Source organism: Listeria sp. ILCC796, assembly GCF_900186175.1.
GTDB lineage: Bacteria > Bacillota > Bacilli > Lactobacillales > Listeriaceae > Listeria > Listeria goaensis.
Genome location: NZ_FYBV01000006.1, coordinates 37,972 through 56,492, shown reverse-complemented (window position 1 = coordinate 56,492; position 18,521 = coordinate 37,972). Strand labels below are relative to the sequence as shown.

The window sequence follows — 18,521 nt, the reverse complement described above, 5'->3', positions numbered from 1 at the left end:
ATGCTGAAGTAGGATATAAGGTAGAACTTTAAAGAATTGCCACAAACAAGATTTGAAATGTGTAAACTACACAAGCGTTTCAAAGTTATCAATTATAATATGATAGGGTGTGATTGAAACAAAAGTTTAAGTTTTTTTATTGCGTTTAAAATTTTATAACATTTTTCTTTTCAGCGATATAAAATAAAGCCAAATATTTTCTGTAATTTTTACGTTGTCCGTGGTTTTATTTTAATCATGGAAAAGTTATTTAGTTAATCATGTGGTGACAATAAAGAACGTTTATTAAAGAGTTGTTTTAGGATAGTGAAAGCAATGGTTTAATAGAGATTGACTAATGTTTTAAAAATAGTCACAAAAATTTTTTTAAATGTGTAAATTACGCATAGGTTTTGAAGTTAGTAATGCTAAAATCTAATGGCATACGATATTATATGCAACCACATTTCGTAAGAGAAAGGATGTTTATCAAATTAATAGATTACAAAGGAAGGGAAGAAAGATGCCAAATTTCAAAAAAGGATTTGCTGGCATTGCAATTTTGCTATTGATCATTCAAACGCTTGTATCTCCCATTGTTAGTTTAGCTGCAACAAACACTAACTCAGGTACAGAAGATCAAGTGCTTAAATTATCAACGGAAAATCAGAACGTTAAAACGGGCTCTAATTTTGATGTTCATATTTCCCAAACAAGTGGTGATACAGCAACAATTGCAATCCCAAATGATATTTCCTTTGATAAAGTTGCCGACAACAACTTAAAAGCAAACATTAAAACTGCAACTTTTAACCAAGATAAATCAGAAATCACGATTACTTGGAATGAGGATAAAAAAGATAACGCCGCTGATTTAACATTGAAGGCTGAAAAAGCGGGTAATTATGGTCTTATCGGTAAAACAACTATAGATGGTGTGGATCACACATCAAACACATTGCTAATTACGGCAGAAAGCTCGTTAGGAACGCCTTCACTTAAATCTGGGACTGTCAATGCTGATATTGATATTGCTCCAGTGAACGCTTCTGTTCAAGCAGGGCAAGATACTGTTTTTGCTTTGAACTTTAAAGTAACAGGAAGTCAAATAACATATCAAAATGCAAATATTACTATTGATCTTCCAGCGAATGGTTCATTTACGCAGGATTTAAATGAGTTGGCCATTTTCAATGTTGTTCCAAGCTATGATGCTAATGCACATCGTTTAACGTATCATTTTGATACATTAAGTGCTGGGCAAGCAGAGCAAGTAATTATTAAGGTACACACTGAAAATGGTGTCACAACGGATGGAACACAGTTCGTTGCAAAGGCTAGTTTCACAGCTGATAATTTTACTGGAAATGCAACAGATGATGCAACTGTTACAGCAAAAGCTTCATCAAGTGTTTCGGTTTCAAAAGCATATGTAGAAACATTGAAAAATGGTACTGCAAGTAGTGATCCAGCAGTAGAAGGCGATACTGGTGTATGGTCTATCAAAGTTAATGCAGATGCAAAAGACACAGGCTTACTTTACTTTAAAGAAGGAAGTAAAATTAAAGTAGTAGATACGATTCCCGCGGGATTAACTTATGTTAGTGATGATTCTGGCGGAGTGTATGATAGCGCAGCACGAACTGTAACATGGGAATTTGATGCACCTACGATTGATGCACAAAAAGCAGTAGCAAGCGGAGATTCCTTATTTAATAAAACGATTGAAGTCCGTACGACTTATGATGCGGGCATAACGGAGATAACATCCTATACGAATACCGCTACGGTTTCAGCTGTAGATTACAGTGATCAAGCGATTTCTAAGGATGCAACCGCTAAGACGTATGCGGGTCCATTTGGTGGAGATGTTCCAGCACCATCTGGAACGCTTATTACTCCAGTGCATTATGGTCCTAAGGATGCAGAAGGCGGTGTTGGCGGAGATAGTGCTAATCCAAATCCAAGTGTATATGATAGTGCTCGTTTAGGGTTTTCTATAGCGTTAACAAACTACACAACAAATAGTCGTACGATGGATTATGATAAATACGAAGTTAATTATAATATTGATGACGCACTAAATTTAAGTGAGTTTGTGATTAATCCTAGTGACTATAACCCAGATTTTGCTCCTCCTGATGCGGTTTCTGTTGACCCTTCAAAAGAATCGAAAGTGGATATCTATGTCACGATTAATGGGCAAGAACAATTACTAGCACAAGGTGTTGGACCAGGAACATATAAATTACATGATTATGGAATTGCTGATGGGACGCATGTTAGTAAGATTCGGTATTCCTATCAATATCGACCAGCAGGATATAACAATTGGATTTATATGTACTATAGTGTGGAGTCTGGATATACAGGTACAATTTCTAATACGGTTTCCTATGATGTTACAGGTTATGATGTAGCAGGAAATCAAGTTTCTTGGAATAATGATGCTGATATGAATGATAGTTCGACGCTGACAGGCGAGAGAACGGCAACCATTGTTCCAAAACCAGCAGGTTCGATTCCAATTCTTAGTAGCTCTATCAAAATAGTAAATCAAGAAAACGGGATTGTTCAACCAGGAAGAAATTTTGTTCAAGGTCAATTAGCTAATGACACTTCTTCTGTAGAAAAAGCAGGAAGTCCATTAGAAGAGATGTTGTTGCTTCCAAAAGGGGTTACCGTGGATGAAGCGAATCCTATGTATCAAATGGCTGATCAGCTTACGTGGGGATCAGCTACCACTGATGGAAATAACGAAGAGGGAACTATTAAAATAGTTGATTCCAACTACAATGGAACGGGGCAACAACTAATTCACGTTAAATGGAATGAAGATAGTTTATATCCTGGAAAATCCATTTCTTATTTCTTCGCTGTTAATATTGCCGAAGATGCACCATCTACTTTAACACCAATGGTCTATGGTTCGGTTGGAGACGCTAATTTTGACGTTCCAACACAAACCGGGGATGTTATTACTAATTCTGTTAAAGTACAAGATACAAATGATATTAATGGCAATGGTAATGTAGATGAAAACTTAGTAGTTTCAGGTAATAAATACTATATTCTTCGCGAAGATAAGATTACGACTTCTAAACTTGTTAAAGGCGACCAAGATACGGAGTTTTCTAAATTTGGTCATACTTCATTAGGTGGAACAATTGATTATCAACTTAATCTTACAAATGACGGAGAAACCCAAGTTAATCAAATGGTATTAATGGACGTACTTCCTTCTGTTGGCGATTTAGGTATTACAGATAATACACAACGGGGAAGCCAATTTACACCAATTATGACGGGTCCGATTACAGTTCCGGCTGAATGGGCTGGAAAAGTAGCCATCACTTATAGTACGGCTACTAATCCGACTAGAGATGATTTAACAGAAAACGTTCTTTATCCAGAAACAACAACTCCAATTACAAATCCAATAGATGCGCAACAACCAAATTGGATGGACGCAACATCTGTAATGGATTGGAGTCAAATTCACAGCTTTAAGATTACTTTACTTGATAATGCAAGCTTTAATACTGGTGATAACATCGCGTTAAACTTCTCTATGCAAGCACCAACAGTGTTAGATGCAAGTTTAACAAACCCAACAATCGATGAACAAACTCGTGCAGCATGGAATTCATTTGCTTATGCTTCTAACAATCTACAAGCTGTTGAACCTGAACGTGTTGGTGTCGTTGTTAATGATGTACCGGAAGAACCAGTCATTCATAAAGATGTTGAGAACACACAACATGTAGACTTAACAAATCGTGATGATAGCTTTGACTGGCATGTAAATGCAATTTTTGGAAACACAACATCAACATGGACAGAAGCAAGTATCACCGATACCATTAACGACTCACTAGATATTCAAAATGTTACTGTAGTTGATGAAAACGGAACAGATGTAACAAGCAATGGTCAAGTAAACATTGATGGTAATAACATTTCGTTTGACTTAGCGATGCAAGATGGTAGTTTTAATTATTTAGCAGGTCATACGTACACGATGACGATTACGACAAAAATCAAAGATAGTGCAACAGATGAAGAATTAGCACCATATATTGCTTCAGGAGGAATTCCAAACCAAGCGGATCTACACTTTGGTGATGCCGGAGAAGTGATTCACTCTGAAATTCCAACTGTTACTCCACCGCCAGAGGAACCAGTCATTCATAAAGATGTTGAGAATACACAACATGTAGACTTAACAAATCGTGATGATAGCTTTGACTGGCATGTAAATGCAACTTTTGGAAACACAACAACATCATGGGCAGAAGCAAGTATCACCGATACCATTAACGACTTACTAGATATTCAAAATGTTACTGTAGTTGATGAAAATGGAACAGACGTAACAAGTAATGGTCAAGTAAACATTGATGGTAATAACATTTCGTTTGACTTAGCAACGCAAAATGGCGATTTCGCATATTTAGCAGGTCATACGTACACGATGACGATTACGACAAAAATCAAAGATAGTGCAACAGATGAAGAATTAGCACCATATATTGCTTCAGGAGGAATTCCAAACCAAGCGGATCTACACTTTGGTGATGCCGGAGAAGTGATTCACTCTGAAATTCCAACTGTTACTCCACCGCCAGAGGAACCAGTCATTCATAAAGATGTTGAGAATACACAACATGTAGACTTAACAAATCGTGATGATAGCTTTGACTGGCATGTAAATGCAACTTTTGGAAACACAACAACATCATGGGCAGAAGCAAGTATCACCGATACCATTAACGACTTACTAGATATTCAAAATGTTACTGTAGTTGATGAAAATGGAACAGACGTAACAAGTAATGGTCAAGTAAACATTGATGGTAATAACATTTCGTTTGACTTAGCAACGCAAAATGGCGATTTCGCATATTTAGCAGGTCATACGTACACGATGACAGTTACGACAAAAATTAAAGATAGCACAACAGACGCAGAATTAGCACCGTATATTGCTTCAGGAGGAATTCCAAACCAAGCGGATCTACACTTCGGTAATGCTGGAGAAGTGATTCACTCTGAAATTCCAACTGTTACTCCACCGCCAGAAGAACCAGTGATTCATAAAGATGTTGAAAACGTGCAACACCTTGACTTAACAAACCGCGATGATAGCTTTGACTGGCATGTAAATGCAACTTTTGGAAACACAACAACAACATGGACAGAAGCAAGTATCACCGATACCATTAACGACTTACTAGACATTCAAAATGTTACTGTAGTTGATGAAAATGGAACAGACGTAACAAGTAATGGTCAAGTAAACATTGATGGTAATAACATTTCGTTTGACTTAGCAACGCAAAATGGCGATTTCACATATTTAGCAGGTCATACGTACACGATGACGATTACGACAAAAATCAAAGATAGTGCAACAGATGAAGAATTAGCACCATATATCGCATCAGGAGGAATTCCAAACCAAGCAGATTTACACTTTGGTAATGCTGGAGAAGTGATTCACTCTGAAATTCCAACTGTGACGCCTCCGCCGGAGGAACCAGTGATTCATAAAGATGTGGAAAACACACAACATGTAGATTTAACAAACCGTGATGACAGCTTTGACTGGCATGTGAACGCAGAGTTTGGAAACACAACAACATCATGGACAGAAGCAAGTATTACGGATACAATCAATGACTTACTAGAAATTCAAAATGTTACTGTAGTTGATGAAAACGGAACAGATGTAACAGCCAATGGTCAAGTAAACATTGACGGCAACAACATTTCATTTGATTTAGCAATGAAAAATGGTGATTTCACGTATTTAGCAGGTCATACGTACACGATGACAATTACAACCAAAATCAAAGCTAGTGCGACAGACGAAGAATTAGCACCATATATCGCATCAGGAGGAATTCCAAACCAAGCAGATCTACACTTCGGTAATGCTGGAGAAGTGATTCATTCTGAAATTCCAACTGTTACTCCACCGCCAGAGGAACCAGTGATTCATAAAGATGTGGAAAACGTGCAACACCTAGACTTAACAAACCGCGATGACAGCTTTGACTGGCATGTAAATGCAACTTTTGGAAACACAACAACATCATGGGCAGAAGCAAGTATCACCGATACTATTAACGACTTACTAGACATTCAAAATGTTACTGTAGTTGATGAAAATGGAACAGACGTAACAAGCAATGGTCAAGTAAACATTGACGGTAACAACATTTCGTTTGACTTAGCAATGAAAAATGGCGATTTCACATATTTAGCAGGTCATACGTACACGATGACAATCACAACGAAAATCAAAGATAGTGCAACAGACGAAGAATTAGCACCATATATTGCTTCAGGAGGAATTCCAAACCAAGCGGATCTACACTTTGGTAATGCCGGAGAAGTGATTCACTCTGAAATTCCAACTGTTACTCCACCGCCAGAGGAACCAGTGATTCATAAAGATGTCGAGGACACGCAAGCTCTAGAGTTAACAAATCGTGACGACAGCTTTGACTGGCATGTAAAAACAAGCTTTGGAAATACAACAACATCATGGGCAGAAGCAAGTATCACCGATACTATTAACGACTTACTAGACATTCAAAATGTTACTGTAGTTGACGAAAACGGAACAGATGTAACAGGCAATGGTCAAGTAAACATTGATGGTAACAACATTTCGTTTGACTTAGCAATGAAAGATGGCGATTTCACGTATTTAGCAGGTCATACGTATACAATGACGATTACAACAAAAATCAAAGATAGTGCAACAGACGAAGAATTAGCACCGTATATTGCTTCAGGAGGAATTCCAAACCAAGCGGATCTACACTTTGGTGATGCCGGAGAAGTGATTCACTCTGAAATTCCAACTGTTACTCCACCGCCAGAGGAACCAGTGATTCATAAAGATGTTGAAAACGTGCAACACCTAGACTTAACAAACCGCGATGACAGCTTTGACTGGCATGTAAAAACAAGCTTTGGAAACACAACAACAACATGGGCAGAAGCAAGTATCACCGATACTATTAACGACTTACTAGACATTCAAAATGTTACTGTAGTTGATGAAAACGGAACAGATGTAACAGGCAATGGTCAAGTAAACATTGACGGTAACAACATTTCGTTTGACTTAGCAATGAAAGACGGCGATTTCACGTATTTAGCAGGTCATACGTACACGATGACAGTTACGACAAAAATCAAAGATAGTGCAACAGACGAAGAGTTAGCACCATATATTGCTTCAGGAGGAATTCCAAACCAAGCGGATCTACACTTTGGTAATGCCGGAGAAGTGATTCACTCTGAAATTCCAACTGTTACTCCTCCAACAGAGGAGCCAGTGATTCATAAAGATGTCGAGAACACACAACACCTAGACTTGGCAAACCGCGATGACAGCTTTGACTGGCATGTAAAAACAAGCTTTGGAAACACAACATCATCATGGGCACAAGCTAACATCAGCGATGCAGTTAATGACCTACTAGACATTCAAAATGTTACTGTAGTTGATGAAAACGGAACAGATGTAACAGGCAATGGTCAAGTAAACATTGATGGAAACAACGTTTCGTTTGACTTAGCGAAGAAAGATGGCGACTTCTCGTATCTAGCAGGTCATACGTATACAATGACGATTACGACAAAAATCAAAGATAGTGCGACAAACGAAGAATTAGCGCCATTTGTTAAAAATGGGGGTATTCCAAATAGTGCGAGCCTAACATTTGGTGAAACATCTAAAACAATCTATTCGGAAAAACCAACAGTAACACCACCACTTGATTATCCTGCTGGTAATCTACCTCATACAGGTGATACCGACAACATGATTTGGATACTTGCTGGTGCACTTGTACTACTAGGCACGCTTACGCTTGTAGCGCGCAGAAAACGTAACAATAACGCTTAACACAACAATAGCTAGGCAAGAGTGTCTTGCCTAGCTATTTTTTGAAAGGAAATAAAAAATTGAAAAATAATGAGCCCGAAACATATCCAAGGATTCAAAAGAAGTCGCTAAAGGAACAAGAAGCGATTATTCAAGCCTATTTAAAAAATAAAGAGGTAAGTTTTCATTGTAAGAAGTGTGGTTATCATTTTACAATTCAACAAAAAATGCAAAATGTAAGCTGTCCAAAATGTCGAACAACTTTTCATCGCAATTTTAAAAAGAAAGTAGAGATTCAAAAATGAAGAAACGTAATAAATGGTATTTGTTCATTATCGTTGTCAGTGTAGTTTTGATTGGATTTGGAGGCTACTGGGCGTTTAATTTTAAAGAAGAAGCTACTAGTGCAGTTGTAGACAACATGAAAGTACAAGTATTAAGTCAAGAAACGACAGATCAAGTCGGGACTTCTGAGTGGAAAAAGAAAGCAACAGGAACATTTCTCATCTTAGATGCTGAAATGACCAATCAAGCTAATAAAGAGCAACCGGCTAGCCTATTGACATTTAAAATAAAAGATACAAAAACAAAAAAAGAATATCCATTATCTGAAAGCGCAACAATTTCAAACGCTTTAAATAAAGACGGGAAAATGAAAGATGTCTTTTTCTTGAGTACTTTAGCAAAGGGAGAAAGTAAAGAAGGACAACTCGTTTTTGAAATGCCTGCAAAAGCAGCAAAAGCAGATAGTCTGGAACTTGTTATTTCAAGCACAAAAACAGCTCAACAAAAATCGATAAAAATACAGAATTAATCTGTTTTAAATAAGGGAGTCACTAAGTTATGAAATTCCGAATTACTTGCTATTTGCTAATCTGGATTGGTGTTCTTCTTTTTAGTATACCTTTTCTGAAAAATGAATACCTAACTTACCAGACGACTAAATATGATGTAACGCAGTATACAAGTCAAGAACTTGCAGCAAATGAAGATAAGGCGGGCACAGAAGCTCCTAAGAGCAATACGCCTGCAGATATACAGCCACCATCCGTAAAAGGCATATCGAAATCAGCGACGCACAACTATTCGGAGGATGTTGTTGGCGGAATTAGCATACCGGAGCTCCATATCCAGCTACCGATATTACAAAAAATGACAAACGAAAATTTATATGTAGGTGCAGCTCCGGTGGTTAGTGACCGGAAAATGGGAGAGGGTAACTATGTTTTAGCCGCCCATCATATTCACCGAGAGAATGCTTTCTTTGGTCCTCTTATGAATGCAAAAAAGGGAGAAAAGGTTTATCTCCAAGACGACACATTTCAATACAGCTACCAAATTTCAAACGTAAAAGTAGTTCCAGAAACGAATACAAATGTGTTGAAACAAACGGAAAAGCCTACACTTACGCTTATTACTTGTGACAAACCAACAGCAACAACAAATCGCCTCATTGTAACGGCAGACTTAGTACAGAAACTCTCATTAACTCAAGTAAGTAAGAGCGAAATGGTTTTTCAAACGAAAACAATGCCAACCTTTAACTTTTGGACAATCATTATCGGAATAAGTGTTATTTTTATAGTTGGCCTCTTAATTGTGATTATGTGGAGAAAGCCTAAAAAGAATAAATAACCTAGGCCTCAATTAGTTTAGAATAAAATGAAAAGGAGTCTCGCGTATTGGAGTCTCCTTTTTGCTTGCCGAAAAATGGGTGAAAACAAAATTATCATCGCAAACCTATTGTGAGAGATTTAAAAATTGTTTCACGTGAAACATTATGGTAGATTTAGTTGCCATGAAATGCCGAAGCGGTCTGATACCCATGCGAATTTTTGGCTAAATCCGTAGTTATCTAGAGGCATTAAAACTTTGCCATCTGCGGAAAGTAGGGCAAGATAGGATTCGAGTTCTTCTAAATCCTCACAGTTAATGAAAAAAGAAGTAGATGGGGTGAAATCAAAATCGTGTTTAACGCTGCTATCGCTTATGAAAATTTCTAAATTATGGATTTTGATTTTCCCAAGCATGATGCCATCAGCTTCATTTGGCTGTTTATTTATGAAGAGTATCTCCGCATCACGAAAAGTTTCTAAATAGAGCTGTATCGCCTGTTCAGCCGCTTTATTTTGGAACATTAGAAAAGAATTGATTTCTTTCAACTGAATTCCTCCTTCTAAAAACGTCTTTTTTTGCATTATAACATGGCTAATAATGTGTGAAAAGTCGCTAGAAAAAGTGTATGATTGAAAAGGAATAGGGAGGTTGAATTGGATGAGCCCTAGAGGGAAGTTTTATATGTATGCGGTTGTGAATGCAGCGCCATTTTTGCCATATCTACTATTTATTTTAGTCGGAAATGAGTACGAAGGCTGGCTAAACGGCTATGCCGCACTTATTATTTTTTACGTGTTTAATTACACAGGAACATTTTTATTTAACGCATTCGGTAGAAGAATGAACGCCAAACAGCATTTATTGCTACTTTTATGCATGGGCATATTCGGTTCGCTAATTGCCACGCTTGCCCCGTTCGCAACATTTTGGATTGAAATCGGTGCCGTTTTTATCGGAATTTCAAGCAGTATGATTCTGCCACTTTACATTACTTTGCAATATCACGAGCGATTTTTTTATGGGAGAAAAATGAGCAATAAAAATTACTTAGCTGCGCTTTCTGTTCTCCTTGTCGCAATTTGTGCCGCAATCTTCCTCGTGAAGTTTACTTTTCCATGGGTGGCGTTCTTATTTTATGCGCTACTTTTAGTTGTGACTTTCTATTTTGTTTACAAATTGCCAAATTATGAAGTGGGGAGAATTGAAAAAACCGGCTTTTTAATGCGCCCATTTATTATTTTTCTTGTGTTTTCAGCCATCATTTTCGTTATAAAAGGTGTCCGAACAACTGATTTGGCAAGCCTAGTAACCCTTGCAGTTCTAGCCTGCCTAGTAGGGATTATCATCTTAACCGTGACGCTTATTCGCTTCCGTCCTGTTTTAAAACTATCCGTGCTCGTTCACTATTTTTCACTTGGTCAAGGAATGGCCGTTAGTTTTGCCCTCTTATATGGGACGTTTTACTCTTTAGCAGAGCAAAATTTCAATTACATGATGTTTAGAATTTATTTAGTGTATTTTTTCGGCATTATATTTTCACTGCTATTTGAACCGTTGTTTAAGAAATTTTGGAAAAAGCGCCCGATTTTGGAGCTATACGCGATAGGAATAGCCATTGGGGTAGTCTGTATGGTTTTCCCATGGACGATTTCAATTGGCGTTTTCATTATAGGCATGTTTTCTTCAATGACGGGCCGGTTTTTAAATCGGCAGGCGTATAGTCATTCGTCGGACGCGATGAAAGACGCGAGCTTGTTGCTCCGAAGTCGTTGGAATAAATTAGGCAGTATTGCACATCAAATTACATTGGTGTTCTTGCTTTTCCTGGGGAGCCTTTTTTCTGAAAAGTTGACGATCACAAATGTTGTCTACGCGCTCGGCGGTAAAGGAAATTTTGAGCATGCTTTTCTCCCAGATTTGCTTTTTGCTGCTGGTGTAATTGCACTTGCGATTATGAGTTACTGGTTTATCGGGATAAAAAAATATGTGAAAAGTGTTAAAAAGTAAACACCTAAGCTCGTTTGCTTGACGCATAATGGACTTTGGCATAATCTGAACGAGAGGTGAGGGAAATGGCGATTATACATGCGAAAGAAGAGGAACTTGACGAATTAATTTCCAATCATCCGAGAATATTATTGAATTTTTGGGCAGAATGGTGCGCACCGTGCCGATGTTTTTGGCCAACGCTAGACCGATTTTCTGAGATGGAAGGCGAATTTATTCAAGTTGTGAAGGTAAATATAGATAAAGAAAGACCACTTGCGGAGCGTTTTCAAGTGAAAGGGATTCCGAATTCCATCGTAATTGTGGATGGTGAAATAAAAGGGAGTATTGCGGGAATTGTAAGTTGCGAGGAGCTTCGTAGTCGTGTAAAAAGTTTCATTTAAAAAGCCACATGTCATTCAGCGACATGTGGCTTCTTTTTTTATTTAAACGTACGGAAACGTTTTTCGTCATCGATAAATTCTTTTTCACCTGGTTCAGCGACAATGTTACCAAATGGCATTTGTGCGCGTAAGTTCCAGTTTGCTGGAAGGTCGAACTCAGCTTGTACAGCATCATCAATTAGGGGGTTGTAATGTTGCAAGGACGCGCCAATTCCAGCGTTTGCAAGTGCCACCCATACAGAATGTTGCGCGATACCAGTTGATTGTTCAGACCAGATTGGGAAGTTGTCTGCGTATAAAGCGAAGTTTTCTTGTAAGCCTTCGATAACTTCTGTATCTTCAAAGAATAAAACGGTGCCGTAGCCAGCACGGAATGAAGCGATTTTTTCTTCAGTGGACGCAAAGCTTTCAGCAGGAACGATGCCGCGAAGCGTTTCCTCCGTCATATTCCAAAGCTTGTCATGGCTTTCTCCAAAAAGAATAACGGCACGAGAACTTTGGGAATTAAAAGAAGATGGGCTTAATTTAACGGCTTCCTTGATGATGTCCTCGATTTCGTTTTGTGATAAAGAGACGTTTTTGTCTAAAGCATAGATGGAACGGCGAACTTTAATTGAATCTAAAAATGTATTTGTCATTGATTAAAACTCCTTTTTAAATGTTATCTACTTACATAAGTATAGCAACTATATTTTTAATTTCAACTATAAAATTTCGAGAAAAGTTCATGTAAACGCTATCTATGTTGTGGTTCTAAATGAAAAAATTTAAAAGTAAGAATAAAAAACTTGCAAAAAAGAACGTTTGTTCGTATAATAAAATTAGGAAGAGGTGATGATAATGGTTTATGCTTTGCCGCTAAAAGAAATTGAATTTGATACCAGTCTAGCGTCTTTAAAAGTGCGTCCAGTGCGCGATGTTGTGGAACAAGAAAGTTTTCTTATTACACTTCAAGATGCCATAAAACGAGAATGGCTGGTGCGTTTGCAATATTTTGAGGAGGCCGACGTAGCCCATTTAAACTTGGCTCCATTTGAAGATCCGGAAGCTTTTCACGGGTTAGGCTGGGTACGCACGTTAGAGCTTGTGCCTCTCGAATTAGATGAAGTAACGCAGGAGATTTTACTGCAAGATGTACTTGGAATTATCTATGCCGTTCAATTTAGCGATATAGTGAATATTGAATTAATGTAGGGAAATAGCAAGCGACTATCATGGTCGTTTGCTATTTTTTTGTTTAAATTCAAAAGAGCTTCTGCTATAATATACAAAAGTATAAAAAGACAGTTTTTTTAAGCAATTTAAAAAATTGTGGCTAACTTCACAATTTCGAAAGTAGGTGTCTTGTCGAAAAAAACAAAAAAGGCTCATGTCTCACCGGTTGGCGCAAATGATTGGTAACCTTTTGAGAAGAAATACTGGTGATTCGTTTTTTAGTAAAATGACTGTGAACAGGAGCGATGATGAGTGGAGCGTGTCTATAATTTTTCAGCGGGACCGGCAACTTTGCCAGTTCCAGTACTAAAGCAAGTCCAAGAAGAACTATTATCGTATAAAGGATCAGGGATGTCAGTCATGGAGCTAAGCCATAGGTCTGCACTTTTTCAAGAAATTATTGATTCGGCCGAGCAGCTGCTTCGCGAGTTAATGGATATTCCAGATAATTACAAAGTGCTTTTTTTACAAGGCGGTGCAAGTTTACAATTTGCGATGGTGCCTTTAAATTTAGCGCAAGGCAAAAAAATAGAATTTGTGAATACAGGAAGTTGGTCGAAAAAGGCAATTTCAGAGGCTAAAAAGCTGCCGAATGTTACGACTTCCGTCATTGCGTCATCTGAAGATAGAAATTTCAGCTATATTCCAAATATCCCTGCACCGTCTGAAGATGCAGCTTATTTGCATATTACAGCAAACAATACGATTGAAGGAACAGCGATATTTAACGTGCCTAAGACGGGTGATGTGCCGTTAGTTGCGGATATGTCATCGAATATTTTAGCGAGCCACTACGATGTGCGTGATTTTGGACTTATTTATGCGGGTGCGCAAAAAAATATCGGCCCAGCTGGACTTACGATTGTCATTGTTCGCGAGGATTTAATTGGGGGGGCGGAGAACTTGTCTTCTATGCTTGATTATCAGGTGATGGCAGATGATGGGTCGATGCACAATACGCCGCCTACGTTTGCGATATATGTGGCGAAACTAGTATTCGAATGGATTAAGGCGCAAGGTGGTGTGAGCGGCATGGAGGCTTTGAATCGCCGAAAAGCAGGTCTGCTTTATTCGTATATCGATGAATCGAATCTATTTAGCTCACCTGTTGAGCCGTCTGTTCGTTCGCTGACAAATATTCCTTTTACGACCGGTGACGCAGAACTAGATCAAGCGTTTATAAAAGAGGCTCTAAAAAAAGGTTTTGTGAATTTAAAAGGGCATCGTTCGGTTGGCGGAATGCGGGCGAGCGTGTACAATGCGTTTCCAATTGAAGGCGTTGAGGCGCTTGTTGCTTTTATGAAGGATTTTGCACGTAGCCATGAAGGGGGAAAGGTTCATGTTTAATATTGAAACGTTAAATGCGATTGCCGATGAGGGGTTAAGAACTTTTGATTTGGAAAAATATGTGCTTGATGCGAATGCGTCCCCTGATGGTATTTTACTTAGAAGTTATGGTCTGCACGATTATGATTTCCCAGAATCATTAAAGGCGATTGCGCGCGCTGGTGCGGGTGTGAATAATATTCCGCTTGAAGTCTGCTCGGAGCGCGGTATTGTCGTATTTAATACGCCTGGAGCCAATGCAAATGCGGTGAAGGAGTTAGTGCTTGCGAGTTTATTTATGGCGGCTCGGCCGATTATCGAGGGCAACATTTGGGTGCAAGGAATCGATGACGAGGATGTTGAAACGAAAGTAGAAGCGGGCAAAAAGGCTTTTTCTGGAACGGAGCTTTATGGGAAAAAATTAGGTATTATTGGACTTGGCGCGATTGGTGCACTGGTTGCCAATGATGCGGTGGCGCTCGGTATGGATGTCGTTGGCTTTGACCCGTATGTTTCGGTGGACACGGCATGGAAGATTTCAAAAGACGTCAAACGTGCCATCACACTTGAAGAAGTTTTAGCGACATGCGACTATATTACGGTTCATGTTCCGCTGCGCGACAATACGCGCGAAATGTTCAATGCGGAAACCTTGCTTTTATTAAAGCAAAACGCCGTGTTGCTTAACTTCTCCCGCGGGGAACTTGTGAATCAAGACGCAATTTGTGAGGCGCTAGAAGCCAATCAATTGCGCATGTATATTACTGACTTTGCAACCAAGCAGCTGCTTCAAACGGAAAAAGTTCGCGTCCTACCTCACCTTGGTGCTTCAACGGAAGAAGCGGAAACCAATTGTGCGCTGATGGCGTCCCGCGAATTACAATATTTCTTAGAAACAGGTAGCATCAAAAATTCGGTGAACTATCCAGCGGTTGATATGCCCTATAACGGGCATCCGCGAATTGGTGTGTGCCACCGCAATATCCCGAACATGGTTGGACAAGTGACGACGATTGTCGCGAATCATGCGATGAACATTATGGATTTAACGAACCGTAGCCGCGGCGATTATGCATATACGCTAGTCGATATGGACCGAAATGATTCCAATAGTTTAGAAGCAATCAAGCTTGAATTAGAAGCTGTTGGTGGCATTTTGCGTGTGCGAATTATCGAGCCTTTAGGCGTTACGGTATAAATTATTTCCCGGGAAATAATGGAGCCTTGAGAAATTTCTTGAGGCTCTTCAAATTTAGGAGGAAAACTAATGGTGAATGTACGACCGTTTCAGGCAGTAAGACCGAATGAAAATGTAGCGAATAAAATGGCGTCCTTGCCATACGATGTTTTAAGTAGTGCAGAAGCAAGGGTGCTAGGCGATGCGAATGAATATTCATTTTTACATATTGATAAAGCGGAAATTGATCTTGAGAAATCATTATCGCCGTATGATGACATGGTTTACTTAAAAGCGAAAGAAAATTTACGGGCGTTTTTACAAAAAGAATGGTTGAAAAAAGATGTTCGTGCGGGTTTTTACATTTATGAACTGGAGATGAATGGGCGCACGCAGACGGGGATTGCAGCAACGACGGCGATTGACGACTATATTTCTGGGAAGATTAAAAAGCATGAGTTCACGCGGGAGGAAAAAGAGCTCGACCGGATTCGTCATGTTGACACTTGTGATGCGAATACGAGTCCGATTTTTTTGACGTACCGTGGAAAAGCAGAAATCAATGCTGTGATTCAGCAATTTAAGGCTGAAAACGACCCTATTTATGATTTTACAAGCTTTAACGATGTGGCACACAAGGTTTGGCATATTGACGATGCGGACATTGTCGCAAGCATTTCGGCGGCATTCGCGTCCATTCCGGCGCTTTACATTGCGGACGGCCACCATCGCACGGAATCGGCTGTTAAGGTAGGATTAAAACGGAGGGAGGCGCACCCGAATGAAGGGCCAGACGCGGAATTCAATTTCTTTTTAGCTGTCTTATTCCCGGCTGAAGAACTCGAAATCCTCGACTACAATCGCGTTTTAAATGTACCTATCCCGACCGATTTCTTCGACCAACTAAAAGCGCGTTTTGACATCACAGAAAAACAATCTGCGCCGTTTAAACCAAGCGCGCCAAAACAAATTGGACTTTACACAGGCGGCAATTGGTACGGCTTAACCGCCAAAAAAAGTCGCATACCGAATGATGTCATCGGCAGCCTTGATGTTTCGATTCTCCAAAATGAAGTGCTCACACCGATTTTCGACATCCGCGATATTAGACGTGACGACCGCATCGATTTTGTTGGCGGCATTCGCGGCCTTTCCGAACTAGAAAAACGCGTAGATAGTGGCGAATTTTCTATTGCCTTCGCCATGTACCCGCCAACAATGAATGACCTACTAAGCGTGGCAGACGCCAATGAAATTATGCCACCAAAATCCACATGGTTTGAACCTAAACTATTAAGCGGTCTTTTTGTCCACGAACTAGAAAGTAAATTAGACTGATGATAATCTTCATCAGTCTAATTTTAAAAAAACGGTTGTTATTCACATGTGGATAAGTTAAAATAGTAGATATTAAATTTTATAACTTGTGAATAGCAAGCTTTGGTGAAAGCAGAGCGAACTGTTGAGTGCAAATGAAAATTTATTCAAACTAAATTTATCCGTTTTGTTGCGGAGAAAGGTGGGGTAGAATGGATTTTGATACTATTGCTGCGATCTCAACACCGCCAGGCGAGGGTGCCATTGCAATTATTCGATTAAGCGGTGATGAGGCGATTCCAGTAGCGGATCGTATTTTTTATGCCAAAAAACGGCTTAGTGACGCAGAAAGTCATACCATTCATTATGGTCATATAAAAGAAGAAGGCGAAACAATTGAAGAGGTGATGGTCTCGGTTATGCGTGCGCCACGGACGTTTACACGTGAAGATGTTGTGGAGATCAATTGCCATGGTGGCATCGTATCGGTGAATCAGGTGTTGCAGCTCCTACTAAGAAGTGGCGCTCGCCTAGCTGAACCAGGAGAGTTCACAAAACGCGCCTTTTTAAACGGAAGAATTGATTTATCACAAGCGGAAGCCGTGATGGACTTAATTCGAGCGAAAACGGACAGAGCGATGGGCATTGCGCTCAAGCAAATGGACGGCAATTTGTCGCGCTTAATCCGGAGCCTTAGACAGGAAATTTTAGACGCGCTAGCGCAAGTCGAGGTGAACATCGACTACCCAGAATACGACGACGTGGAAGAAATGACCGTGAAAATGCTACTCGAGAAAACGCACCTCGTGAAAGCATCGGTGAATCAGTTGCTTCAAACCGCAAGTCAGGGGAAAATTCTACGAGAAGGTCTTGCGACGGCCATTATCGGCCGACCAAATGTGGGGAAATCATCGCTTTTGAATCAGCTCATTCAGGAAGATAAAGCGATTGTCACGGACATCGCAGGAACGACGCGTGACATCATTGAAGAGTACGTGAATGTGCGCGGCGTGCCGCTTCGCTTGATTGATACGGCGGGCATTCGCGAAACCGAGGATATTGTAGAAAAAATCGGGATAGAACGATCACGAAAAGCTCTCGCAGAAGCCGATTTTCTGTTGCTCGTTTTGAACCAAAATGAACCGCTAACGAAAGAGGACGAGGCGCTTTTTGAAGCCGCACGCGGAACCCGTTTTGTTGTCGTGTTAAACAAAACCGATTTAGAACGCAAAATAGATATCGCTAGCGTCACGCGTTTAGCAGGCGGGCAACCAGTCGTAGAAACATCCATGTTAACGGACGGCGGCATTGTGGAGCTTGAGGAAGCAATTAAAACGCTCTTCTTCACTGGCGAAATTGATGCTGGAGATGCGACGTATGTTTCAAACGTGCGCCACATCGCCTTGCTTCATCAGGCGTCAGACGCGCTAGACGCTGTCATTTTAGGTGTTGAAACAGGAATGCCAGTTGATATCGTGCAAATTGATATGACCCGCGCCTGGGACTTGCTAGGCGAAATTACAGGCGACTCGGTACAGGACGAATTATTAGATCAATTATTTAATCAGTTTTGCCTTGGAAAATAAGGAGTGAA

13 protein-coding genes are annotated in these 18,521 nt (G+C 39.7%); 11 read left to right on the top strand and 2 right to left on the bottom strand.

Features of this window, described 5'->3' with window-relative positions; all coding sequences use genetic code 11:
• Positions 1–502 precede the first annotated feature (502 nt).
• From CFS04_RS13045 to CFS04_RS07815, 4 genes are read left to right on the top strand one after another with little or no spacing between them, the layout of a single operon-like run.
• The gene (locus tag CFS04_RS13045) at positions 503–7,906 is read left to right on the top strand and encodes an isopeptide-forming domain-containing fimbrial protein (RefSeq protein ID WP_088810091.1); all 7,404 of its coding nucleotides are present in this window, start codon (positions 503–505) and stop codon (positions 7,904–7,906) included.
• Between the two features lie 59 nt (positions 7,907–7,965).
• The gene (locus CFS04_RS07825) at positions 7,966–8,190 is read left to right on the top strand and encodes a hypothetical protein (RefSeq protein WP_088816008.1); all 225 of its coding nucleotides are present in this window, start codon (positions 7,966–7,968) and stop codon (positions 8,188–8,190) included.
• Positions 8,187–8,699, top strand: a complete 513-nt coding sequence (locus CFS04_RS07820) for a DUF4352 domain-containing protein (RefSeq protein ID WP_088810089.1) — start codon at positions 8,187–8,189, stop codon at positions 8,697–8,699. The genes CFS04_RS07825 and CFS04_RS07820 overlap by 4 nt, the downstream gene beginning before the upstream one ends.
• 29 nt (positions 8,700–8,728) lie before the next feature.
• On the top strand, positions 8,729–9,520 hold the full coding sequence (locus CFS04_RS07815) for a class A sortase (protein ID WP_088810088.1): 792 nt from the start codon (positions 8,729–8,731) through the stop codon (positions 9,518–9,520).
• Between the two features lie 143 nt (positions 9,521–9,663).
• Here the strand turns inward: CFS04_RS07815 and CFS04_RS07810 are convergent, their stop codons facing one another.
• Positions 9,664–10,047 (bottom strand): VOC family protein, encoded by a 384-nt coding sequence (locus CFS04_RS07810; protein WP_220387119.1) that lies wholly within the window; start codon positions 10,045–10,047, stop codon positions 9,664–9,666.
• Positions 10,048–10,159: 112 nt separating this feature from the next.
• Here CFS04_RS07810 and CFS04_RS07805 point away from each other — a divergent pair, with 112 nt between their 5' ends.
• Both CFS04_RS07805 and CFS04_RS07800 read left to right on the top strand, forming a co-directional pair.
• On the top strand, positions 10,160–11,509 hold the full coding sequence (locus CFS04_RS07805) for a hypothetical protein (protein WP_088810086.1): 1,350 nt from the start codon (positions 10,160–10,162) through the stop codon (positions 11,507–11,509).
• A 65-nt stretch (positions 11,510–11,574) separates the two neighbouring features.
• Positions 11,575–11,892 carry a co-chaperone YbbN gene (locus CFS04_RS07800; protein WP_088810085.1) on the top strand — a complete coding sequence of 106 codons (318 nt, stop codon included), beginning with the start codon at positions 11,575–11,577 and terminating at the stop codon, positions 11,890–11,892.
• A 38-nt stretch (positions 11,893–11,930) separates the two neighbouring features.
• Here the strand turns inward: CFS04_RS07800 and CFS04_RS07795 are convergent, their stop codons facing one another.
• Positions 11,931–12,530 (bottom strand): nitroreductase family protein, encoded by a 600-nt coding sequence (locus CFS04_RS07795; protein WP_088810084.1) that lies wholly within the window; start codon positions 12,528–12,530, stop codon positions 11,931–11,933.
• A 202-nt stretch (positions 12,531–12,732) separates the two neighbouring features.
• On the opposite strand from CFS04_RS07795, the gene CFS04_RS07790 reads away from it, so the two are divergent.
• From CFS04_RS07790 to mnmE, 5 genes are all read left to right on the top strand, one after another.
• Positions 12,733–13,086, top strand: a complete 354-nt coding sequence (locus CFS04_RS07790) for a hypothetical protein (protein ID WP_088810083.1) — start codon at positions 12,733–12,735, stop codon at positions 13,084–13,086.
• A gap of 273 nt (positions 13,087–13,359) precedes the next feature.
• Positions 13,360–14,454: a 3-phosphoserine/phosphohydroxythreonine transaminase gene (gene serC, locus CFS04_RS07785; RefSeq protein WP_088810082.1), complete on the top strand. Its 1,095-nt coding sequence runs from the start codon at positions 13,360–13,362 to the stop codon at positions 14,452–14,454.
• The gene (locus tag CFS04_RS07780; protein WP_088810081.1) at positions 14,447–15,631 is read left to right on the top strand and encodes a 3-phosphoglycerate dehydrogenase family protein; all 1,185 of its coding nucleotides are present in this window, start codon (positions 14,447–14,449) and stop codon (positions 15,629–15,631) included. The genes serC and CFS04_RS07780 overlap by 8 nt, the downstream gene beginning before the upstream one ends.
• 69 nt (positions 15,632–15,700) lie before the next feature.
• Entirely contained in the window at positions 15,701–16,948 is a 1,248-nt protein-coding gene (locus CFS04_RS07775) for a DUF1015 domain-containing protein (protein ID WP_088810080.1), read from the top strand.
• A gap of 191 nt (positions 16,949–17,139) precedes the next feature.
• Positions 17,140–18,513 carry a tRNA uridine-5-carboxymethylaminomethyl(34) synthesis GTPase MnmE gene (gene mnmE / locus CFS04_RS07770; protein WP_088810079.1) on the top strand — a complete coding sequence of 458 codons (1,374 nt, stop codon included), beginning with the start codon at positions 17,140–17,142 and terminating at the stop codon, positions 18,511–18,513.
• The last annotated feature ends 8 nt before the right edge of the window (positions 18,514–18,521 follow it).